Source organism: Streptomyces atratus, from assembly GCF_040655115.1.
Lineage (GTDB): Bacteria > Actinomycetota > Actinomycetes > Streptomycetales > Streptomycetaceae > Streptomyces > Streptomyces atratus_D.
This window is the reverse complement of the sequence record NZ_JBFAJH010000067.1, coordinates 1-19,625: the sequence shown is the minus strand read 5'-3', so window position 1 is coordinate 19,625 and position 19,625 is coordinate 1. Positions and strand designations below refer to the sequence as shown.

The following is a 19,625-nucleotide window of genomic DNA, read 5'->3' as shown; positions in this document are numbered from 1 at the left end:
GACCGACGACAACGCGGGAAGCGTGCGTGCCAGGGCGTGGCCGCCCGGTCAGAGGTCAGCCGACAGGCTCTGAGCCGTACTCCGCCCGGCCGCGCCCTCCCTGTCCCGTGCCCCTGCCCGACCTACCCTGGCCAGGATGGTTTCGAACGACAAGGGAGATCATGACCGAGACCCCGGTTCACCCCCTGAACGACGGCCGCACCCTCCCCGCCGTCGGGCTCGGCACCTGGCCGCTGAAGGACGACGCGGCGGAGGAGGCCGTGGCCGGAGCGCTGGACCTCGGATACCGGCTCATCGACACCGCACTCAATTACCGCAACGAGACCGGCACCGGACACGGGATCGCCCGCAGCGGTGTGGCGCGCGAGGACATCGTCGTCACCACCAAGGTTCCGGGCAGGCATCAGGGTTACGAGCAGACCCTGGCGTCGTTCGAGGAGTCCCGCCGCAATCTCGGGCTCGACTACGTGGACCTGTATCTCATCCACTGGCCACTGCCCCGGGTGGATCTGTACGTCGACACCTGGAAGGCGATGATCCAGCTCCGCAAGGACGGGCTGGTGCGCTCGATCGGCGTCTCCAATTTCACCGCGTCCCAGCTCGACCGGCTGGAGCGGGAGACCGGAGTGCTGCCCGCCGTGAACCAGATCGAGATGCACCCGCGCTTCCCGCAGGAGGAGCTGCGGGCCGTGCACGCCGCCAAGGGCATCGTGACCGAGAGTTGGAGCCCGCTGGGCCGCGGCCACGATCTCCTGGCGGACCCCGAGCTCGTCGCCGTCGCCGCGGCACACGGGGTGACCCCCGGTCAGGCCGCGCTGCGCTGGCACACCCAGCTGGGGGCGGTCCCGATCCCGAAGTCCGCCGATCCGGGGCGGCAGCGCCAGAATCTGGAGATCTTCGGCTTCGAACTGACGGCGGACGAACTGGCCAGGGTCTCCGCCGGACCGCGGCGGCGGTACGGCGGAGACCCGGACGTCCACGAGGAGTTCTGAAGCGTCAGGACTCACGGATCACTGACGGCGGGGCGTGAGCTCCGTCATCCGGGACCAACCGTCGCCCGGGACCTCGACATTGATGATCTCCGGGGTCACGGCGACGAGGTCCGCCATCGCGTCCATCGCCGCCGCGAAGTGCTCGGACTTCACATGCGCCTCGCCGGCCTCGGGGGACGCGAAGGCCTCCAGGAGCACGAACTGGTCCGGGTTCTCGACGCTGTACGACCACTCGAAGAACACGTTGCCCGGCTCCTGACGGGTGGCGAGGGTGAAGGGCTCGACGGCGGGCAGCCAGTTGTCGCGCTCTTCGCTGTGGACGGTGAACTTGACGGCGATGAAGATCATGACAACTCCTGCTCGGGATGTGCGACGCACCCAGGTTCCCATAAGCCCTGGATGCGGACGCATCGGGCGCACCCGAGGGGGTGGCGGGAGCCGCCGCGCACGAAGGAGTGAAAGGCGCCGCCACCCGCGAGGCGGCAGGGCCGCCCGTCCTCGTCAGCCACCCAGTTCCTGGTGGCGGGCGGCCAGTCGCGCGGCCCCCTCCTCCGTCAGCGAGCCGAACAGCCGCAGCCGTGAGATACCGCCGTCCGGGAAGATGTCGGTCCGGACGTGCGTGGCGAGCACGGCCTCCGGGAGGACGAAGCGATGGTTGGTGTCGGGCTGCAGCCGGGTCCGCGGCAGGACTTCCGCCCAGTCGCCGCTCTCCCCGTCCCGCACCGAAAGGCTCGCCCAGCCCGCCGAGTTGCCCTTGAGGTAGGCGGTGTCGATCTCGACAGCCCGGATCTCCGCCTGCTCGGCGAGCCGGTAGCGGATCCAGTCGTTGCCCTTGTCACGCCGTCGGCGGGTCTCCCAGCCGTCGTCCATCTTGCGGGAGCGGCCCGGCTGGATGGTGTTGGTGGCCGGGGAGTAGAAGCGGTCGGAGGCGTCCTCGACCTGGCCGCCGTTCTCCAGCGCGGCGAGGTCGAAGGTGGCGAGGGCGGCCAGCCAGGCGGGGTCGGGGACGATCTCTCCGTAGACCCGGAGACGGGCGATCCCGCCGTCGGGGTGCTGGTTGACCCGCAGATGGGTGACGCGCCGGTCGGCGTCGACCGCGAAGCCGTTGGCCGCGTGGCCGCCGACGGCCGTACGGGGTACGACGGTTGTCCACTTCACGTCCGGTGCGAGGAGTTCCTCGGGGGACGGCGAGCCGGGCACGGAGGCCGCTTCGACGGAGACGGCCTGCGGGTGGTTGCCGCGGAAGTGGGCGGTGTCGACGACGATGCCGCGTACGACGCCGGGCACGCCGAGCCGTACCAGCGCCCAGTCGTGGTCCTCGTCCGTGGGGTGCGGCTGCGCGGCGCCGACGCCGCGGCGGCGGCGGGTCTCCCAGCCGTCCATGATCTTGCCCTTGTGCCCGAAGTGCTCCGGGTCGAACTCCGCGGGTCCCGGCTTCAGCAGGTTCTCACGCTCGGCGAAGAACTCGTCATTGGCGGCGATCACGCCCGCGCCGAGCCGCCGGTCGGCGAGATCGACGAGGTGGGTGAAGGGGAAATCGGCGGTGCGGTAGTCGGCATACGGGTCGCCACCTCCGTACGGGTCGGCGTCGCCGGTGAAGTGCGCTGTCGCCGTCATGGTCAGTGGTTCCTTTCGAGGAGGCGACCGGTGGGCTCGGCGAGGACGCCGTCGGCTGCGATCCGCTGCCCGCGCAGCCAGGTGGATCTCACGACGCCGTGCAGGGTCTTCCCGGCGTAGGCGGTGACCTGGTTGCGGTGGAAGAGCTCGGCGGGGTCGACGGTGAAGGTCTCGTCGGGGGCGAGGACCGCGAAGTCGGCGTCGCGCCCGGCCTCGATGGCACCCTTGCGGGTCAGTCCGGCCAGCTCGGCAGGGGCGGCGGACATCCAGCGGACCACGTCGTCGAGCAAGTGGCCGCGCCGGCGCGCCTCGGTCCAGATGGCGGGCAGTCCGAGCTGGAGGGAGGAGATACCGCCCCAGGCGGAGGCGAAGTCCGGCGTCTTGAGGTCGGTGGTGCAGGGCGAGTGGTCGGAGACGACACAGTCGATCGTGCCGTCGGCGAGTCCGGCCCAGAGCGCGTCCTGGTTGGCGGCTTCCCGGATCGGCGGGCAGCACTTGAACTCCGTCGCCCCGTCCGGGACTTCCTCCGCGGTGAGGGTGAGGAAGTGCGGGCAGGACTCGACGGTGACGCGGATGCCCTCCCGTTTGGCGGCGGCGATCAGCGGCAGCGCGTCGCTGGACGACAGGTGCAGGACGTGGATGCGCGCGTTCAGCCGTCTGGCGTGCGCGATGAGGCTCTCGATGGCGGTGTTCTCGGCGTCGCGCGGCCGGGAGGCGAGGAAGTCGGCGTAGGCAGGTCCGCTGCGCTGCGGCGCGGCCGCCAGGTGGCGCGGGTCCTCGGCGTGCACGATCAGCAGCCCGTCGAAGCCGGCGATCTCGGCCATGGAGCGGGCCAGCTGCTCCTGGTCCAGCTCGGGGAACTCCTCGACCCCGGAGGGCGACAGGAAGCACTTGAAGCCGAAGACCCCGGCCTCGTACAGCGGCCGCAGGTCCTTCACGTTGGACGGGATCGCGCCGCCCCAGAAGCCGGTGTCGATATGCGCCTTGGCGGCTGCCACCTGCTGCTTGGTACGCAGATGGCCGACGGTGGTGGTCGGTGGGAGGGAGTTGAGGGGCATGTCGAGCAGGGTGGTGATCCCACCCGCCGCGGCGGCGCGGGTGGCGGTCCAGAAGCCTTCCCACTCGGTGCGGCCGGGGTCGTTCACGTGGACATGGGTGTCGACAAGGCCGGGCAGCACGACGTCGTCGCCGAAGTCCTGGAGCCGGGCACCGGCCGGCACCTCCGTGTCGTACGGCAGAACGGCGTCGATCGTGCCGCCGGCGACGGCCACCGCCGCTGGGCGTGTCCCCTCGGGGGTGACGACACGCGTCGAGCGCAGTACCAGGTTCACGTCCGCACCGGACACCCGTGCTCCTCACTTCCGCATGGTCGGCGGCTCACGGCCACCGAGGAAATTCAACGAACTGTTGAAGGAGTCTTCACTCGGGATTCCAGCCCGTCAAGACCCCACCTTCCTCGCCGGACAGCAAGCGGACCACTCGCGCACCCGACTGGAGATTTCCACAAAGTAAAAGACTGATTTCGGAGTGCGGAACGTAACATGGGCCAGGTACGGCATCGCGGAACGGTCCGGCCGGTCCGGGACACCCGGACAAACAGGCCCTGACCGGCCAGGACGCCGCACCGGGAGCAGTGGGCCGATCGGGAACCTCCCGGTAGGCTGCTGCCTTGCCCATCCGCCTCGAAAGGACCGTTGACGTGCCGCCGTCCCACGCCAGCACATCCGACTCCAAGCCCGCCGGTTCCAGCGGCGGTGTGCAGTCACTTGAGCGCGCCTTCGATCTGCTGGAACGGATGGCCGACGCCGGGGGCGAGGTCGGGCTCAGCGAACTCTCCACGAGCAGCGGACTTCCGCTGCCCACGATTCACCGGCTGATGCGCACCCTGGTCGTCTGCGGCTACGTACGCCAGCAGTCCAACCGGCGCTACGCCCTCGGCCCGCGCCTGATCCGGCTCGGCGAGTCCGCGTCCCGGCTGCTCGGGACCTGGGCCCGCCCGTATCTCGCACGGCTCGTCGAGGAGACCGGCGAGACCGCGAACATGGCGCTGCTCGACGGCGACGAGATCGTGTACGTCGCCCAGGTGCCTTCGAAGCATTCGATGCGGATGTTCACCGAGGTCGGCCGCCGGGTGCTCCCCCACTCCACCGGGGTGGGCAAGGCACTGCTCGCGCACACTCCGCCGGAGGAGGTACGGGCACTGCTGGCCCGCACCGGAATGCCGGCCGCCACCGAGAAGACGATCACCACCCCGGACGGTTTCCTGGACGCGCTCGACCAGGTCCGCCGCGCGGGCTACGCGGTCGACGACAACGAGCAGGAGATAGGGGTCCGCTGCCTGGCGGTCTCCGTACCCGACTCCCCCACCTCGGCCGCGATCTCGATCTCGGGCCCGGCGGGACGGGTGACGGAGGCGGCGACGGAACGGATCGTGCCGATCCTGCAGCAGGTCGCGAAGGAGCTGTCCGACGCGCTGGCCAGCAGCGGTCCGACCGGCTGAGTCCACACGAACATGTCGGTGCCCGCCGGGCAGGACCCGGCGGGCACCGACATGTTCGTTCGGGAATCAGCTGAGCACCGCTTCCGTCAGCCGCCCGTCCCTCATCACCACCGTCCGGTCCGCCCGTTCCAGATGCGTCCGGTCGTGGGTGACCAGCACGGTCGCCGTCGACCGTTCCCGGGTCAGCGCGATCAGCAGGTCCAGGACCGCCGCGCCGCGCTCATGGTCAAGGGCGCTCGTCGGCTCGTCGACCAGGAGTACCGCCGGATCGTTCATCAGCGCCCGCGCGATATTGATCCGCTGGCGCTGACCGCCCGACAGCTGGTGCGGCCTGCGGCCCGCCTTGTCGGCCAGACCGACCGCGTCGAGGAGCTCCAGCGCACGCCCGCGGGCGCCGCGCGTGGTGCCGCCCGACAGATGGGTCATCACCTGAAGCTGCTCGACGGCGGTCAGCGACGGCAGCAGGTTCGGCTGCTGGAAGACGATGCCGATGCGTTCGCGGCGCAGCGCCGCCTTCTCCGCGCGTCCGAGTCCCGTCGTCTCCCGGCCTGCGACCACGACCCGCCCTTCGTCCGGCGTGACCAGCGTCGCGGCCACCGCGAGCAGGCTGGACTTGCCGGAGCCGGACGGTCCGACGACCGCGGTGAGCGAGCCCTCGGGAACGTCGAGCGAGACCCGGTCGAGTGCGGTGAGCCGGCCGTCGCCGTCGGGGTAGGTGAGGGTGACATCGGCGAGGGTGAGGGTCATCGGGCACTCCCGAGTGCGGTGAGCGGGTCGACGGCGGTGATCCGCCGGATGGACAGCGCCGCCCCCAGGGCACCGAGGGCGATCATGACGGCCGCCGGAACGAGGACGGTCGCCGCGTCGAGGACGAACGGCACGGCCCCGCCGCTGACCACCGCGCCGATGCCCGAGGCGAGCGCGGTCCCCAGCCCCGTACCGATCGCGAGCATCACGACGGCCTGCCCGAGCGCGTCGCGCAGAAGGTACGGGGTGGAGGCGCCGAGCGCCTTGAGGACGGCGACGTCGCCGCTGCGCTGGATCGTCCAGACAGTGAAGAAGGCGCCGATCACCAGGGCCGAGATGGCGAAGAGGAAGCCGCGCATCAGCTGGAGCGAGCCGTTCTCGGCCTGGTAGGAGCCGATGGCGGTGAGTGAATCGCCGAGGGAGAGCGTGCGGGTGCCGGCCGCCTTGTCACCGGCGGCGAGGTCGGCGCCGGTGGTGGTGGTCAGGGCGATCACCGTGGCGTGCGGCGCGCCGCCCGCCCCGCTGTCCGCGAAGCGCTGCCAGTCGTCGAGCGCGGTCCACACGACCGGCGTATGGCTGTACGAGGCATCTCCCGCGACCGCCGCCACACGCACCTCGACGCGGCCGAGTCGCACCCGGTCACCGGCGGCGGCGCCGAGCTCGTCGGCGGCCTGCTCGGAGAGCACGACCCTCCCCGGGGCGACGCGCGCTCCGCCGGCCGTCGGGGCCAGGCCCGAGTCCTGCTCGACACCGAACGCCGACACGGCGGCCGTCCGCTTCCCCCCGACGGCGGCGGCGTTGAGCGTACGGATGCCGAGGGGCTGCGCGGCACCGACGCCGGGCTGCTCAGCCCAGCTCCGCCACGCGCTCTCCCCGACGGTCGAGTTGGTGAAGGACACCGACTGGCCGTCGGGTGGGGCGGCGAACGCGAGGTGATCGGCGTTCAGCCCCGTGACGGCCGAGGTGTTCTCCCTGGCCAGACCGGCCGTAAGACCGGACAACAAGCCCACGAGCAGCGTGATCAGCACCACGACCGTGCCCATGAGCGCGAACCGGCCCCTTGCGAACCGGAGATCTCTCCATGCGACGAACATGGCTCCAGCCTCGGTCCACCGGTGCTCGAAAACATCGCACGCCGGTGGGGCCTGACATCAACCTTTCGATTGACCGGCCGCGGACGCCGCGCGTCTACGCTGGAACGCATCATGGATTCGCGTTCGCACACCCCGGTCGCCGCCGCGCTGCGGCTGTGTCTGCATGCACTGCTGCTCGGACTGCTGGCGCTCACCGCGGTGCCGGCCGTGAGCGACGGCGCATCGGGCGCGACCGCCGTCGTCGCGCTCGCCTGCGTCATGGCCGCTGTCTACGCGGCGGGCGCGCTCGCCCCCGCCGTGCAGCCGCAGAACGGGGCGGCCGCCCTGTGGCTGTCGCTGCTCGGGGCACTCTGGCTCGCACTTCTCGTCCTCTCGCCGGACGCCCTGTGGCTGGCCTTCCCGCTGTACTTCCTGCAGCTGCATCTGCTGCCGATGCGCTGGGGTCTGCCCGCCGTCGTCGTCACCGCGGCGGCTGCCATCACCGGCTTTGTCCTGCACGGCGGGCAGATCACGCCCGGCGCGTTCATCGGGCCGCTGCTCGGTGCGGCGGTCGCGATCGCCACGGTCCTCGGGTACGACGCGTTGTTCCGGGAGAGCGAGCGGCGCCGCGAGCTGATCGAGGAGCTGGTATCGACCCGGGCGGAGCTGGCCGTCGCCGAGCGCACGGCGGGAACGCTCGCCGAACGCGAGCGGTTGGCCCGCGAGATCCACGACACGCTCGCGCAGGGCCTGTCCAGCATTCAGCTGCTGTTGCGAGCCGCCGAACGCACCCTTCCGCCGGACGCCCCCGCCACCGCGCATGTGCGCCGGGCCCGCGAGGCCGCGCAGGACAATCTCGCCGAGGCCCGCCGCTTCGTACGCGCCCTCTCCCCGCCCGATCTGGAGAACGGTTCACTGGCGGGCGCCCTCGAACGCCTCTGCGCGCGCACCACCGGACCGGATCTGGCGGTGCAGTTCGCGGTCAGCGGGACGCCGGTGGAGCTGCCGACGCCGTACGAGGTGGCGTTGCTCCGTACCGCCCAGTCGGCGCTGGCCAACACGGTGCAGCACGCCGGGGCCCGGCGTGCGGAGATCACGCTCAGTTTCATGGACACCTCGGTGTCGCTGGACGTCGTGGACGACGGCCGGGGCTTCTCGCCGGGCACGCCTCCGGTCACGGGTGCCACGGCGACCGGCGGTTTCGGTCTCCCCGCCATGCGGTCCCGGGCCCGGTCCCTCGGCGGCACGCTGAGTGTCGAATCGGCCCCCGGCCAGGGCACCGCTCTGGCGCTCACCCTCCCCCTCCCGCTGCCCGGACACGAAGAGAGGTCCGCCGCATGAGCGCCACCCCCGTCCGACTGCTGCTCGCCGACGACCACCCGGTGGTACGCGCGGGGCTGCGGGCCGTCCTCGACACCGAACCGGACTTCCGCGTGGTCGCCGAGGCCGACACCGCCGAGCGGGCCGTGGCGCTCGCGGCCACCGGCGAGTTCGACGTCGTGCTGATGGATCTCCAGTTCGGGACGGGCCTGCACGGCTCGGAGGCCACCGCGGCGATCACCGCGGTGCCCGACGCACCCCGGGTCCTGATCCTCACCACCTACGACACGGACGCCGACATCCTGGCGGCCGTGGAGGCGGGCGCGAGCGGCTATCTCCTCAAGGACGCCCCGCCCGAGGAGCTGGCGGCAGCGGTGCGCACGGCGGCGGCCGGCCGCTCGGCGCTCGCCCCTGCCGTCGCGCACCGGCTGATGGACCGCATGCGGACGCCCGCGGAGGCCCTGACCAAGCGCGAGCTGGAGGTGCTGCAACTGGTCGGCGAGGGACTGTCGAACCTGCAGATCAGCAAGGCGCTGTTCCTCAGCCAGGCCACCGTGAAGTCCCATCTGGTACACATCTACGCCAAATTGGGCGTCGACTCCCGCACGTCCGCGGTCGCCGCGGCAACGGCGCGCCGCCTCATCCGCCGCTGACTCCTGCCCGCGCTCCCCTCCCGTACGTCAGCGGCGCGGCGGCTCGCCGAAGAGATCCACGGCGACCCGTACGTCCCTGAGCGCGGATGCCAGTGCGCTGACCGAGCCGATCGCCCCCGCGATCAGCAGCAGTGAGCGGCGCAGCCGCCGAATCTCGGGCACACCGGTGGCCGCCATCGCGTCCAGGGCCGCCAGTTCGTCCTCGGCGATCCCGCGGTCGGGAAACTCCGCGGGATGCCCCGCCAGCTCACGGCGGAGCCGGGAGACGGCCGTACGCAACTCCGTCACCCTTGGGTCCTCGCCACTGCTGGTCACCCGCGTCTGCCCCACGCTTCGCAACAAAGCACTCCCCCTCGCACCTCTATGTGCCGGCGTTTCGACCGGGTCCCGGACCTTGGTCAAGTGTCCGGGGATGCGCGTCAGTTAACGCCATGGAAGGTACCGTGCGCCACTCCGGGGACTGAATTCGGGGTGACCACGAGAGGACGCGGGCCACGGCCGGGTCGGGTAGGAATTCATGGGCGTGGTGAGGTATCCAAAGCCTCATGGCTCATTCATCCCACCCCGTCATCGCAGGCCTGCTGCTCGCCGCGGGCGGTGGCCGACGGCTCGGCGGGCGGCCGAAGGCGTTGCTGGAACACCGCGGACGGCCGCTCGTCGAGCACGCCCTGCGCATGCTGCGGGAGGGCGGCTGCGCCCCCGTCCATGTAGTGCTCGGCGCCGCGGCGGACGAGGTGCGGGCGCGGGCGGACCTCTCGGGATGTGCGGTGACCGTCAACCCGCAGTGGCGGGAAGGCATGGGTTCCTCGCTGCGGGCAGGGCTCGGCGCGCTCTCCGGCACAAAGGCGGACGCGGCGCTCGTCCTCCTGGTCGACCAGCCGGGCATCGGTGCGCAGGCGGTGGCGCGGGTCCGGTCGGCGTACCGCTCCCGGGTGACCCTGGCGGCAGCCTCGTACGACGGGGAGCGCGGCCATCCGGTGCTGTTCGGCGCCGACCGGTGGGCGGACATCGCGGCGGGCGCCGTGGGCGACCAGGGGGCTCGTGCGTACCTGCGGGCGCACCGCGATGCGATCTCGCTCGTCGAGTGTTCCGATGTGGCGGAGGCCTACGACATCGACACCGCGGAGGACCTGAGGCACCTCGACTGAACGGGCTGTGCGCACGCCGGCACGCTGCGCCAGCCCCACCCCACTTGTGTCGACCCGGAGAATCTCGACATCAACAAACCATTGAACTTCCACCATGAGGAAATTACTATCCACTGGTCAGAAGCGCTCTGTACCCCAGACGGCGCCCACGGCCGTATCCCGGAGCCCTGGCACGCCGTGCCGTAGAGGCGACCCGGCGGCCGCGAAGGCGCCACCCGCACCGCCCGCTGAAGGAGTGACAGCTCATGTCCGCACCAGCGCCGTCCCCGCTGGCCATCGTCGATGCCGAGCCCCTGCCCCGGCAGGATGAGGTCCTGACCGACGCGGCCCTCGCGTTCGTGGCCGAGCTGCACCGGCAGTTCACGCCCCGTCGTGACGAGCTGCTCGCCCGCCGCGCCGAGCGCCGCGCCGAGATCGCCCGCACTTCCACGCTGGACTTCCTGCCCGAAACGGCAGCGATCCGCGCGGACGACTCCTGGAAGGTCGCCCCGGCCCCGGCCGCGCTGAACGACCGCCGGGTGGAGATCACCGGTCCGACCGACCGCAAGATGACCATCAACGCCCTGAACTCGGGCGCCAAGGTCTGGCTCGCCGACTTCGAGGACGCGTCCGCCCCCACGTGGGAGAACGTCATCCTCGGCCAGCTCAATCTGATCGACGCCTACGAGCGCCGCATCGACTTCACCGACCCCAAGTCCGGTAAGCCGTATGCTCTCAGGCCCGCCGACGAGCTCGCCACGGTCGTCACCCGCCCCCGCGGCTGGCACCTGAACGAGCGTCACCTCCAGCTCGACGGGACCCCGGTGCCGGGCGCGCTGGTCGACTTCGGCCTCTACTTCTTCCACAACGCCCAGCGCCTCATCGACCTCGGCAAGGGTCCCTACTTCTACCTCCCGAAGACGGAGTCGCACCTGGAGGCCCGCCTCTGGAACGACATCTTCGTCTTCGCCCAGGACTACGTCGGCATCCCGCAGGGCACCGTCCGCGCGACCGTCCTGATCGAGACGATCACCGCCGCGTACGAGATGGAGGAGATCCTCTACGAGCTCCGCGACCACGCCTCGGGGCTGAACGCGGGCCGCTGGGACTACCTCTTCTCCATCGTCAAGAACTTCCGTGACGGCGGCTCGAAGTTCGTCCTGCCGGACCGCAACGCGGTGGCGATGACCGCCCCGTTCATGCGCGCGTACACCGAACTCCTCGTCCGCACCTGCCACAAGCGCGGTGCGCACGCGATCGGCGGCATGGCGGCGTTCATTCCGTCCCGCCGTGACGCCGAGGTCAACAAGGTCGCCTTCGAAAAGGTCAAGGCCGACAAGGACCGTGAGGCGAACGACGGCTTCGACGGCTCCTGGGTCGCCCACCCGGACCTCGTCCCGATCGCCATGGCCTCGTTCGACGCGGTCCTCGGCGAGAAGCCGAACCAGAAGGACCGCCTGCGCGAGGACGTCTCCGTGGCGCCGGGCGACCTGATCGCCATCGACACCCTGGACGCCAAGCCCACGTACGACGGCCTGCGCAACGCCGTCGCCGTCGGCATCCGCTACATCGAGGCGTGGCTGCGCGGCATGGGCGCCGTCGCCATCTTCAACCTGATGGAGGACGCCGCCACCGCGGAGATCTCCCGCTCGCAGATCTGGCAGTGGATCAACGCGGACGTGGTCTTCGAGAACGGCGAGCACGCCACGGCGGACCTGGCCCGCAAGGTCGCCGCCGAGGAACTCGCAGCGATCCGCGAGGAGATCGGCGAGGAGGCATTCACCTCCGGCAAGTGGCAGCAGGCCCACGACCTACTGCTCCAGGTGTCACTGGACCAGGACTACGCGGACTTCCTGACACTGCCTGCGTACGAGCAGCTGGTCTGAGCCGCTCCGATTCCGTAGAGCATTCCGCCCCCGGTACCGCACAGCACCGGGGGCGGAGCGCTGATACCACCCCTTGCTCGTCCCGCGCATGCCGCTCATGTCGGTGACGGCAGATCTGCCACGCGGGTATTTCCTGCCGATCGGCTGCGGTGTCCTTGACCGCCGGGGTCGCCGGCGCGGCAATGGGGGTGCCCATCGAGACCTGGGCGGTGGGCGACGCCCCGGCGAATGGACCGTTGGGGCCCGCGGCATCGGCGGAACGCTGCCTGCCCTCCGCGGAGAGCGCACTCCAGGGGGTTTGGCCGTCCTCTGCCGGTGGGGAGTCAAGGGTGTGGTCCCTGGGACATTTTCCACCGTGCAGCCGAGGAGACATCAGATGCGTGGAGGCCGCGTCGCCGTCGTGGGCGGCAGCGTAGCCGGGTGCGCCGCCGCACTCGCCGCTCACCGGGGTGGTGCGGACGAGATCGTGGTCCTGGAGCGTGCACCGGGTCGGTTGGCGGAGCGGGGCGTCGGACTGGCGGTGCACGACGACCGTTACGACGAACTCCGGGCGGCCGGATATCTGGACGCGGGGATGCCCTGGATCCAGCTGAACCGTCGGCGCTGGTACGTACGCGGCGCGGGCGGCGCACCCCTCGGGCAGCTGATCGGCGAGATGCCCTTCCCGTTCCGTACGTACAACTGGGGTCCGCTCTGGCGCGAACTACGGACCCGGGTTCCTGGCGAGGTCGAGTTCCGCACCGGCACCACCGTCGGCGCGGTGCGGCACACCCCCGACGGGGTTGCGTTACGCATCACGGGCGTCGACGGCAGCGACCGTACAGAGCTGTTCGACTTCGCCATCGGTGCGGACGGCTACCGCTCCCTCGTCCGCACCGAGGTCTGCGCCGGGCTCGGCACCGCGGCACGTCCCGAGTACGCCGGCTATCTCGCCTGGCGCGGCGCCTTCCCCGCCTCCAGGATGACCGCCGCCGACCGGCGCCTGTGGGACGTCGAGGAGTGTGCGTACGCCGTCTTCCCGGGCGGCCACGTGATCGCCTACCGCATCCCGGACGCCACCGGCGGCCACCGGGTGAACTGGGTGCTCTACACCGCCCCTCCCCCGGATCTCGGACTGTCGCTGGAGACTCCGACGAGTCTGCCACCCGGCACGCTCACCGACGCCCTGCACTCCCATCTCGCCCGTATCGCGGCCGAGTCGCTGCCTCCGTACTGGGGCGGTCTGCTCGGTCTGACGGCGCCGGAGGAGCTGTTCGTCCAGCCGTTGTACGACTTCACGGCGCCCCGCTACGCCACCGGCCGGCTCCTGCTGACCGGCGACGCGGCGACCGTGGCCCGCCCGCACACCGGCGCCGGTGCGGTCAAGGCGCTCCAGGACGCGACGGCACTGGAGTCGGCGCTCCGGTCCGCGCCCGACTGGGCCAAGGCACTCCGTGCATACGACTCCGAGCGCACCGCGGCCGGCCGGGCCATGGTGGAGCTGGGGCGGCGACTGGGACATGCCCTGGTGGAGGCCACACCGGAGTGGGGCTCTATGGACCCTTCGGCGCTGGATGCCTGGTGGCAACGGGCCGCTGTGGGCGGCGGGTTCGGTGGCCGCGCCCTGAAGGCGTGACCCCCGAACGGGAGGTTTCCTGGATCGGTGACTCCTCCCCGCCCCAAAGGGACGGGGCTCGCCTGCGCCGTCACCCCGCCGGGCGCGGTCCGTCTCTGCGTGTCGGCGGCGTCGGCGGTCCCGCCGCAGGCGGTGAGCGCGGCGAGGAGCAGGGCGGCGGGGGGCCAACGCGGGGTGTGCGTGGGGGCGTTGCACGATCTTGCCTTCCATCCGGCAGTAATGGTCTGGACCTACATCACACGGCTGGCGGGTCCACGACAAGAGGATGGGGCGGTATTCCGCACTATGCCGGTGCGGGGTCTGGACGCCCCGCGCCAGGACCGATGAGTTCCGGGTGCCGGAGCGGTCCGAAGAGTATGGATACCGAGAACGAAACGATGCCCACGGCCGATCTGGGGCCTGCCGCACGCCAGGTCGCCGCACTGCTCGACGGCATCGAGGAGAAACAGCTGACCGGCCCCACCCCCTGCCCCGACTATGCGGTACGGGAACTGCTCGCCCATCTGGTCGGGCTGAGCATGGCCTTCCGCGACGCGGCTCGGAAGGATCTCGGGCCGACGACCAACAGCTCACCGGCCGCCGCACTGCCGGTCCTCGGCGACGACTGGCGCGAGGCACTGCCGCCCCTGCTGGACGAGTTGGTGACAGCCTGGCGCGACCCTGCCGCCCGGCAGGGGATGACCAGGGCGGGCGGTGTGGATCTGCCGGGCGAGGTGGCCGCGATGGTGGCACTCGACGAGCTGGTCGTCCACGGCTGGGACCTGGCCCGGTCCACCGGGCAGGCGTACGAGGCGGACGAGGCGAGCCTGCGGGTGTCGCTGGCCATGCTGACGCCCCGCGACGGCATCCCGCGGCCCGACATCTTCGGACCGCCGGTCCCGGTACCGGCCGAAGCGCCCCTCGTCGACCGGGCGATCGCCATGAGCGGCCGGCACCCGGACTGGGAGCCCGGGCGCTGACGTCTGCACGGGAGGGCTGCTGCCATCGGACGGGCGGGCCTGCGTCGCCACGTCCTCCCTGCGGCGCGCAGCGATCCCGCACGCGCGGTCAGTGCGGCCGCAGCGTACGTACCGCCTCACGCGCCCGGTCGCGCAGTCGTTCGTCGGCCGGGGCGATGCCTGATTCGAGTCCTGACGCCGTCACCCGCAGGTTGCGCTCGGCAAGGGCGGTCAGCAGGACCAGTGTGTCGACGCCGAGGAACGTCACCCCGCGTCGACTGTGTGCTGCCCGGGAGGGCTTGCGGCCCATCCGACGGCATCCTCGAGGTCGTCGTATCCGAACCGTCGTACTTCGGCCTGGATGAAGTGGTTGGCAAGATGGGGCACCAGGTCAGCGAGCTTGGTGTCCGCCGCGAGCGCGACCCTCCTGACCTTCCGATGGTGGTCGCGAACGAAGCGCACATGTCGAAGCAGGCTTCCGACGTTCTCCCAGCCGGGAAACGCGCGAGCGTGCACCACGACACCGGCCAGCTCCTCGTGCGTTTCGAGCCAACTGTCCGCGGTGAGGCCCAGGGCGTCAAAGTCCTGGGCACGCAAGGGTTGTTCGACCTCGACCACGAGAACCTGGGACTCGGGCAGGAGGTGGTGGGAGACACCGGGGCCTTCGGGCAGCGAGGCCAGCCACTGGGGCGCCTCCTCGCGCCCTTGACTGCCGAAAACGCGTACGGGGCAGGGCATCAGAAAGCTCGCGAGCCGGGTCGATTCGCACATCCAACCGGTGTCGCTGCGTGTCGTTCCTGTGCTGTTGGAAGATGGGGAATATGCGGTGCCGACGCGAGCGCCCCCCTTTTCACCAGCGCGGACGGTGGACGAGGCTGTCGCCGTTGCGAAGGATGCGCATCCCAACTGACCGGACCATTCCGGCGGCCTGGTCGAGCGACGCGGGATACAAGCCTGTTTCGAGTCGCCGACCGCGCAGAGGTCACCCAGCATGGATATCGGGGATCATTTCTGCAACTTCCGGAGGTGAGCCGTATGACGCTTCCTGTCCGACACCGGCCTGGTGGTCTGCTGGAGCGGGCCTTCCCCTGGCATGAGCCGATGGCCGCCGAGTTCGACGAGCTGTTCCAGAGGATGACCCAGCTGCTGGAGAGCTCGGCGCCCTCCTGGACCGAGACGATGGCCTGGGCGCCGATGGCCGACCTGCATGAGACCGACGAGGCGTACGAGCTCGAGTGCGAGCTGCCCGGGATCAAACGCGACGACATCGACGTCGAGGTCAGTGGGCGCGAGCTGCGCATCACCGGAGAGCTGAAGGAGCGCGAACGCAAAGGCGTGGTGCGCCGCGCCACGCGGCGCACCGGGCGTTTTGAGTACCGCGCGCTGCTGTCCACCGAGCTGAAGGCCGAGGAGGTCCAGGCGTCTCTCGCCGACGGCATCCTCACGCTCACCATCCCCAAGTCCCAGGCGGCCAAGCCACGTCATATAGAGATCCAGGGCTGACCCCGCTGCATGCGGCACTGGCCGCGGGTGCGGGAGGGCTCCACCGGCCGCACCCGCACCGGCGTCTGCCAAACGACATGGCCAATCGACGGAGGCCGCCATTGGGGCCAAGTCTTTTGTATGCCGTTCTGCACCCCGCCGACAGTCCGGTGGCGGTCGTCCCGAACACTGGCCCACTGCGCGACTGCACGTGCAGAAGTCCGGGCTGCGTCATAGGCGATGGCGCTGTCTTCGGAACAGCCCGTCGGAAAAGCTATTCGCTCTCATGAGGAGCAGGCGAGGCGCAGTCGGCGTCCGGGTCCTGCCCCGACTCGGGCGCCAGGGGTGCGGATCGTTCGACTCGGAGTCCCTCGACCCAAGGTGCAGCGGACGCCGGCGACCCTGAGGATCACGGCTCGCAACACGGGGTGCAAGGAAGAGAGGATATGTCGATCGCCGGAGACTGGTACAACGAGTTCGGCTCGCACATGGAGATCGCTCCTGGTCCCTCCGGGGAGATCACGGGGACCTTCGCCTCGGCCACGGGTCTCGCCGCCGGCGAGTACGCACTCGTGGGACGCTACGACACCTTCGAACGGCCAGATCACGGTACGGCGATCGGTTGGACGGTGGCGTGGCGCAACGAGCGCAACAACGCCAACTGTGTGACCAGTTGGAGCGGGCTCTGTTTCGCTGATGACGGCACGGAGCGGATCTGCGCCACCTGGCTGCTGACCACGTCGGCGACCGACTCCGATGCGTGGGAGTCCACCACTGTCGGCAGGGACGTCTTCACTCGGCAGTCACCAGGCTCTGAGCGGATCGAGGTCGGCGCGCGGTCCACCAGGCCCACGTCGCACCCGGCGGCCACGGGCGGCCCCCGCAGCCGGTGAGGCCGTACGGCCTCCGTCCCCATCAGTGTGCTCGCCGAGGAGGCGACAGCGACGGCACGTCGAGCGGCCCGCCCGCCTTCGGGGGTGTACCGGGAGACGAGTTGCGGGACCGGCGGATCAGCCGTCGGTCAGCGGAGCCTTCTCCGTACCCGTGGAAGACCTGCGGCACCTTCCCGGGCGGCGTCGACCACGGCAGCCACATCCGATAGTTCCTGCGTGAGCTGCCGGAACAGGTCGTCAAAGGCGATCATGCCGATGAGGCGTCCCTCGGCCACCACCCGATCACACGGTCACCGTCGATCACGGGGAGGGCTCCGACGCCTGCGTCGGCCGTGTGCCGTGCGGCATTCTCGAGCGACTCCGTCTCAGGCACACAAGCCGACGGCGTATTCATCATGTACTCGACTTGCGCATCCCTTCGAGGCGCCGAGCCGGCATCCATCGCGGCCCCGCGTCATCAGCGGCGACGTGGGCGCTGCGCTCCTACAGCCCCTGCGACAGCAGCAGCTCATGGGCCATGCGAGCGCCGCGCGCCGCTTGCTCTCCCTGCTCCGCATCCTGCGACGGAATTTGTTCCAGACCTTCGGCGAGTGCCCTGATGGCACCGGCGAGCGTCTCCACCTGCGACTCCAAGTGGCGCAGGCGCTCATCCGTGGTCCGCGGTACGTGCCCGTGTCCGCTGTTCGCTGTCGTCATCATCAGCCTCCGTGGCAGTGGGATGTTTCCCGACGGTGTGACGCCCCGGCGCTGCGGGGCCTACAGGTGTCGCAGACTGCGTTCCCTCCTCGTGCGTACTCCCGGGACCCGTCTCCCGTACGGTCCTTCGAGAGGGCCGGGCCCCCTCCCCGGCGCCCCCCAGCCCATCACGACCAGTAGCGAGGAGCCGTCGGGACACCGTCGTGGGAGGCGTTCCTGGCCCGTCTCCTTCGAGCCTTACGGCCGGAAGAGCCCACGGACGGGCCCACCCGGACTGGTGCTCCCCTAGGGCCAGTGTGAAATCCTCGCGTCCGCTGCGCATTCCGAGGCCGGTCTCCAGTTCCGAGCCTCGCCTGGAGACACACATCTCGTGCACGTGCCGCTCCAGGGTTTCAGCTGGTGAAGAACTCGCTGATCTGCTGAGCCATCTGGTCGGCATGGGTCTCGTGGACCCGGTGGCCGCCGCCGAGCGTGATCAGTCGGCAGTCCGGGATCAGGGAGGCCATGTCGGCCAGCCGACCCTGCGGCATGGTGCTCTCCGGGCCACCGGCGATCATCAGCGTCGGCGCGACGATCTCGCCGAGACCGTCCGCCCACTGCGGGTCGGGGTCCGCGACCTGGGCCCGGATGGGCGCGACGACGTTCCAGTCGTAGTCGACCGGCCCTTCGGGCTGTGCGGCGGGCCTCGGCTCGCTGGGGACCGGCGGCGGGGTCTCCACCAGCACCAGGCGCTCCACCCGGTCCGCGTGCTCCTGGGCGAGCAGATGGGCGACGACGCCACCCATGGAGTGGCCGACCAGGCCGACGCGGTCGAGCTCGCACTCGTCGAGGAAGCCGAGGACGTCGTCCCTCATCAGCTCGAAGGAGTACTCGTCGGGCCAGTCGCTCTCGCCGTGCCCGCGCAGGTCGAGGGCGTACACCCGCCATTCCTCGCCGAGCAGGCTCCCGACCGCTTCCCAGCTCGCGGCGGAACCGCCGAGGCCGTGCAGCAGGACGACGGGCGAGCCGAACGGGTCGCCCCAGGTCCGGTACGCCAGCCGGACATCACCGACATCCACAACAGACTGATCTTCCATGCCCCTGACGCTACAGGCGAATGAACCAAGATCCTTCTCCGGACCTGGCAGTCTGAAGAAGTGAAGGCCATTCCGCGTTCCCGGCTCGCCCCCGCCACGGCTCTGGTCACCGCTCTGGTCATGGCGGCCGCCCTGCTGACGGGATGCTCCGGGCGCTCGCCCGGGCCCGCTTCCGGCAACGGCCCCCCGGGGGCCGGGCTGGACGATCCGGCGAAGAAGGAGATCGCCATGCAGCTGGTCTCCAGCGCGGAGAACTCCACGCTCGACTGGAAGGCGCAGTACAAGTACATCGAGGACATCGGCGACGGCCGCGGCTACACCGCGGGCATCATCGGCTTCTGCTCCGGCACCGGCGACATGCTGAGGGTCGTCGAGCGGTACGCCTCGGCGCGCCCCGGCAATCCGCTGGAACGGTTCCTGCCCGCTCTGCGCGCGGTGCAGGGCAGTGATGCGCACGACGGCCTCCGGCGCCCGTTCACCGACGCATGGGTGGAGGCGGCCGCCGACCCCGCGTTCCGGTCGGCGCAGGACGCCGAACGGGACGACTCCTCCTTCGATCCGGCGGTCGAGCAAGGAAAGGACGACGGTCTCGGCGCCCTGGGCCAGTTCATCTACTACGACGCCTATGTGATGCATGGGTTCGCCGACTCGGACGGCACGGTCGGCTTCCTTACGATCCGCCGCGGGGCTCTCGCCGCCGCCGAACCGCCGTCCCGGGGCGGCGACGAGGTGACGTATCTGAACGCCTTCCTCGATGCCCGGGTCGCCGCGATCCGCAAGGAGCCCTCGCACTCCGACACCAGTCGCGTCGAGACGGCTCAGCGGGTCTTCGTGCGCGAGGGCAGACTCCAGCTGGAAACGCCGCTCGACTGGAAGGTGTACGGCGACAGCTACCACATCGGCTGAGTCCTGCCCGGACCTGCCCGGTACGGCGCTGTGGCGCGCACGGGCCGGGAGCAGACAGCTCACCCGGTCGCGGCCACCACACAGGGAGCAAGCCATGGACGCAC

General features: G+C 70.6%; 22 protein-coding genes. 11 read left to right on the top strand and 11 right to left on the bottom strand.

Going from position 1 to position 19,625, the window contains the following annotated elements; translation table 11 throughout:
• Positions 1-161 precede the first annotated feature (161 nt).
• Positions 162-992, top strand: a complete 831-nt coding sequence (locus AB0I23_RS37145; RefSeq protein ID WP_359116725.1) for an aldo/keto reductase — start codon at positions 162-164, stop codon at positions 990-992.
• A gap of 18 nt (positions 993-1,010) precedes the next feature.
• Here the strand turns inward: AB0I23_RS37145 and AB0I23_RS37140 are convergent, their stop codons facing one another.
• The 3 genes from AB0I23_RS37140 to allB form a co-directional block, all read right to left on the bottom strand.
• Positions 1,011-1,340, bottom strand: coding sequence for a putative quinol monooxygenase (locus AB0I23_RS37140; RefSeq protein ID WP_359116722.1), 330 nt, complete (start codon positions 1,338-1,340; stop codon positions 1,011-1,013).
• A 153-nt stretch (positions 1,341-1,493) separates the two neighbouring features.
• Entirely contained in the window at positions 1,494-2,609 is a 1,116-nt protein-coding gene (gene alc / locus AB0I23_RS37135) for an allantoicase (RefSeq protein ID WP_359116719.1), read from the bottom strand.
• A gap of 2 nt (positions 2,610-2,611) precedes the next feature.
• Positions 2,612-3,955: an allantoinase AllB gene (allB, locus tag AB0I23_RS37130; protein WP_359116716.1), complete on the bottom strand. Its 1,344-nt coding sequence runs from the start codon at positions 3,953-3,955 to the stop codon at positions 2,612-2,614.
• 353 nt (positions 3,956-4,308) lie between these two features.
• Here allB and AB0I23_RS37125 point away from each other — a divergent pair, with 353 nt between their 5' ends.
• Positions 4,309-5,109, top strand: coding sequence for an IclR family transcriptional regulator (locus tag AB0I23_RS37125; RefSeq protein WP_359116714.1), 801 nt, complete (start codon positions 4,309-4,311; stop codon positions 5,107-5,109).
• Between the two features lie 66 nt (positions 5,110-5,175).
• On the opposite strand, the gene AB0I23_RS37120 is transcribed toward AB0I23_RS37125, so the two are convergent.
• A complete protein-coding gene (locus AB0I23_RS37120; protein ID WP_359116711.1) occupies positions 5,176-5,856 on the bottom strand; it encodes an ABC transporter ATP-binding protein in 681 nt (226 codons plus the stop codon).
• Positions 5,853-6,950: an ABC transporter permease gene (locus AB0I23_RS37115; RefSeq protein ID WP_359116709.1), complete on the bottom strand. Its 1,098-nt coding sequence runs from the start codon at positions 6,948-6,950 to the stop codon at positions 5,853-5,855. Before AB0I23_RS37115 ends, AB0I23_RS37120 begins: the two co-directional genes overlap by 4 nt.
• 111 nt (positions 6,951-7,061) lie before the next feature.
• On the opposite strand from AB0I23_RS37115, the gene AB0I23_RS37110 reads away from it, so the two are divergent.
• Positions 7,062-8,270, top strand: a complete 1,209-nt coding sequence (locus AB0I23_RS37110) for a sensor histidine kinase (RefSeq protein ID WP_359116706.1) — start codon at positions 7,062-7,064, stop codon at positions 8,268-8,270.
• A complete protein-coding gene (locus tag AB0I23_RS37105) occupies positions 8,267-8,902 on the top strand; it encodes a response regulator transcription factor (protein ID WP_359116703.1) in 636 nt (211 codons plus the stop codon). Before AB0I23_RS37110 ends, AB0I23_RS37105 begins: the two co-directional genes overlap by 4 nt.
• A 27-nt stretch (positions 8,903-8,929) precedes the next feature.
• On the opposite strand, the gene AB0I23_RS37100 is transcribed toward AB0I23_RS37105, so the two are convergent.
• Complete coding sequence (locus tag AB0I23_RS37100; protein WP_359116700.1) at positions 8,930-9,232, bottom strand: DUF5955 family protein; 303 nt, start codon at positions 9,230-9,232, stop codon at positions 8,930-8,932.
• A 215-nt stretch (positions 9,233-9,447) separates the two neighbouring features.
• On the opposite strand from AB0I23_RS37100, the gene AB0I23_RS37095 reads away from it, so the two are divergent.
• The 4 genes from AB0I23_RS37095 (at position 9,448) to AB0I23_RS37080 (ending at position 14,489) form a co-directional block, all read left to right on the top strand.
• Positions 9,448-10,050: a nucleotidyltransferase family protein gene (locus AB0I23_RS37095; protein ID WP_359116698.1), complete on the top strand. Its 603-nt coding sequence runs from the start codon at positions 9,448-9,450 to the stop codon at positions 10,048-10,050.
• A 245-nt stretch (positions 10,051-10,295) separates the two neighbouring features.
• Positions 10,296-11,915: a malate synthase A gene (gene aceB, locus AB0I23_RS37090; protein WP_359116695.1), complete on the top strand. Its 1,620-nt coding sequence runs from the start codon at positions 10,296-10,298 to the stop codon at positions 11,913-11,915.
• A gap of 376 nt (positions 11,916-12,291) precedes the next feature.
• Positions 12,292-13,530: an FAD-dependent monooxygenase gene (locus tag AB0I23_RS37085; protein ID WP_359116692.1), complete on the top strand. Its 1,239-nt coding sequence runs from the start codon at positions 12,292-12,294 to the stop codon at positions 13,528-13,530.
• A gap of 377 nt (positions 13,531-13,907) precedes the next feature.
• Positions 13,908-14,489 carry a TIGR03086 family metal-binding protein gene (locus tag AB0I23_RS37080; RefSeq protein WP_359116690.1) on the top strand — a complete coding sequence of 194 codons (582 nt, stop codon included), beginning with the start codon at positions 13,908-13,910 and terminating at the stop codon, positions 14,487-14,489.
• Between the two features lie 88 nt (positions 14,490-14,577).
• Here the strand turns inward: AB0I23_RS37080 and AB0I23_RS37075 are convergent, their stop codons facing one another.
• Both AB0I23_RS37075 and AB0I23_RS37070 read right to left on the bottom strand, forming a co-directional pair.
• Positions 14,578-14,736 (bottom strand): hypothetical protein, encoded by a 159-nt coding sequence (locus AB0I23_RS37075; RefSeq protein WP_359116688.1) that lies wholly within the window; start codon positions 14,734-14,736, stop codon positions 14,578-14,580.
• On the bottom strand, positions 14,733-15,239 hold the full coding sequence (locus AB0I23_RS37070) for an STAS/SEC14 domain-containing protein (RefSeq protein ID WP_359116686.1): 507 nt from the start codon (positions 15,237-15,239) through the stop codon (positions 14,733-14,735). Before AB0I23_RS37070 ends, AB0I23_RS37075 begins: the two co-directional genes overlap by 4 nt.
• Before the next feature lie 264 nt (positions 15,240-15,503).
• On the opposite strand from AB0I23_RS37070, the gene AB0I23_RS37065 reads away from it, so the two are divergent.
• Positions 15,504-15,971, top strand: a complete 468-nt coding sequence (locus tag AB0I23_RS37065) for an Hsp20/alpha crystallin family protein (protein WP_359116684.1) — start codon at positions 15,504-15,506, stop codon at positions 15,969-15,971.
• Positions 15,972-16,396: 425 nt separating this feature from the next.
• The gene (locus tag AB0I23_RS37060; protein ID WP_359116681.1) at positions 16,397-16,843 is read left to right on the top strand and encodes an avidin/streptavidin family protein; all 447 of its coding nucleotides are present in this window, start codon (positions 16,397-16,399) and stop codon (positions 16,841-16,843) included.
• Between the two features lie 247 nt (positions 16,844-17,090).
• Here AB0I23_RS37060 and AB0I23_RS37055 read toward each other — a convergent pair whose 3' ends face one another.
• The 3 genes from AB0I23_RS37055 to AB0I23_RS37045 all read right to left on the bottom strand — a co-directional run bounded on the left by AB0I23_RS37055 (position 17,091) and on the right by AB0I23_RS37045 (position 18,615).
• The gene (locus AB0I23_RS37055; protein ID WP_359116759.1) at positions 17,091-17,237 is read right to left on the bottom strand and encodes a CBS domain-containing protein; all 147 of its coding nucleotides are present in this window, start codon (positions 17,235-17,237) and stop codon (positions 17,091-17,093) included.
• A gap of 89 nt (positions 17,238-17,326) precedes the next feature.
• On the bottom strand, positions 17,327-17,542 hold the full coding sequence (locus tag AB0I23_RS37050) for a hypothetical protein (RefSeq protein WP_359116678.1): 216 nt from the start codon (positions 17,540-17,542) through the stop codon (positions 17,327-17,329).
• A 389-nt stretch (positions 17,543-17,931) separates the two neighbouring features.
• Positions 17,932-18,615 carry an alpha/beta fold hydrolase gene (locus tag AB0I23_RS37045; RefSeq protein WP_359116676.1) on the bottom strand — a complete coding sequence of 228 codons (684 nt, stop codon included), beginning with the start codon at positions 18,613-18,615 and terminating at the stop codon, positions 17,932-17,934.
• Between the two features lie 120 nt (positions 18,616-18,735).
• Between AB0I23_RS37045 and AB0I23_RS37040 the strand changes: the two genes are divergently transcribed.
• Positions 18,736-19,521, top strand: coding sequence for a chitosanase (locus tag AB0I23_RS37040; protein ID WP_359116756.1), 786 nt, complete (start codon positions 18,736-18,738; stop codon positions 19,519-19,521).
• Positions 19,522-19,625: the final 104 nt, after the last annotated feature.

Coding starts and splice junctions, on each gene's coding strand:
- AB0I23_RS37145 (WP_359116725.1), top strand. CDS start 162: ATGACCGAGACCCCGGTTCACCCCCTGAACGACGGCCGCACCCTCCCC.
- AB0I23_RS37140 (WP_359116722.1), bottom strand. CDS start 1,340: ATGATCTTCATCGCCGTCAAGTTCACCGTCCACAGCGAAGAGCGCGAC.
- alc (WP_359116719.1), bottom strand. CDS start 2,609: ATGACGGCGACAGCGCACTTCACCGGCGACGCCGACCCGTACGGAGGT.
- AB0I23_RS37120 (WP_359116711.1), bottom strand. CDS start 5,856: ATGACCCTCACCCTCGCCGATGTCACCCTCACCTACCCCGACGGCGAC.
- AB0I23_RS37115 (WP_359116709.1), bottom strand. CDS start 6,950: ATGTTCGTCGCATGGAGAGATCTCCGGTTCGCAAGGGGCCGGTTCGCG.
- AB0I23_RS37110 (WP_359116706.1), top strand. CDS start 7,062: ATGGATTCGCGTTCGCACACCCCGGTCGCCGCCGCGCTGCGGCTGTGT.
- AB0I23_RS37105 (WP_359116703.1), top strand. CDS start 8,267: ATGAGCGCCACCCCCGTCCGACTGCTGCTCGCCGACGACCACCCGGTG.
- AB0I23_RS37095 (WP_359116698.1), top strand. CDS start 9,448: ATGGCTCATTCATCCCACCCCGTCATCGCAGGCCTGCTGCTCGCCGCG.
- aceB (WP_359116695.1), top strand. CDS start 10,296: ATGTCCGCACCAGCGCCGTCCCCGCTGGCCATCGTCGATGCCGAGCCC.
- AB0I23_RS37085 (WP_359116692.1), top strand. CDS start 12,292: ATGCGTGGAGGCCGCGTCGCCGTCGTGGGCGGCAGCGTAGCCGGGTGC.
- AB0I23_RS37080 (WP_359116690.1), top strand. CDS start 13,908: ATGCCCACGGCCGATCTGGGGCCTGCCGCACGCCAGGTCGCCGCACTG.
- AB0I23_RS37070 (WP_359116686.1), bottom strand. CDS start 15,239: ATGTGCGAATCGACCCGGCTCGCGAGCTTTCTGATGCCCTGCCCCGTA.
- AB0I23_RS37065 (WP_359116684.1), top strand. CDS start 15,504: ATGACGCTTCCTGTCCGACACCGGCCTGGTGGTCTGCTGGAGCGGGCC.
- AB0I23_RS37060 (WP_359116681.1), top strand. CDS start 16,397: ATGTCGATCGCCGGAGACTGGTACAACGAGTTCGGCTCGCACATGGAG.
- AB0I23_RS37055 (WP_359116759.1), bottom strand. CDS start 17,237: ATGAATACGCCGTCGGCTTGTGTGCCTGAGACGGAGTCGCTCGAGAAT.
- AB0I23_RS37050 (WP_359116678.1), bottom strand. CDS start 17,542: ATGATGACGACAGCGAACAGCGGACACGGGCACGTACCGCGGACCACG.
- AB0I23_RS37045 (WP_359116676.1), bottom strand. CDS start 18,615: ATGGAAGATCAGTCTGTTGTGGATGTCGGTGATGTCCGGCTGGCGTAC.
- AB0I23_RS37040 (WP_359116756.1), top strand. CDS start 18,736: ATGGCGGCCGCCCTGCTGACGGGATGCTCCGGGCGCTCGCCCGGGCCC.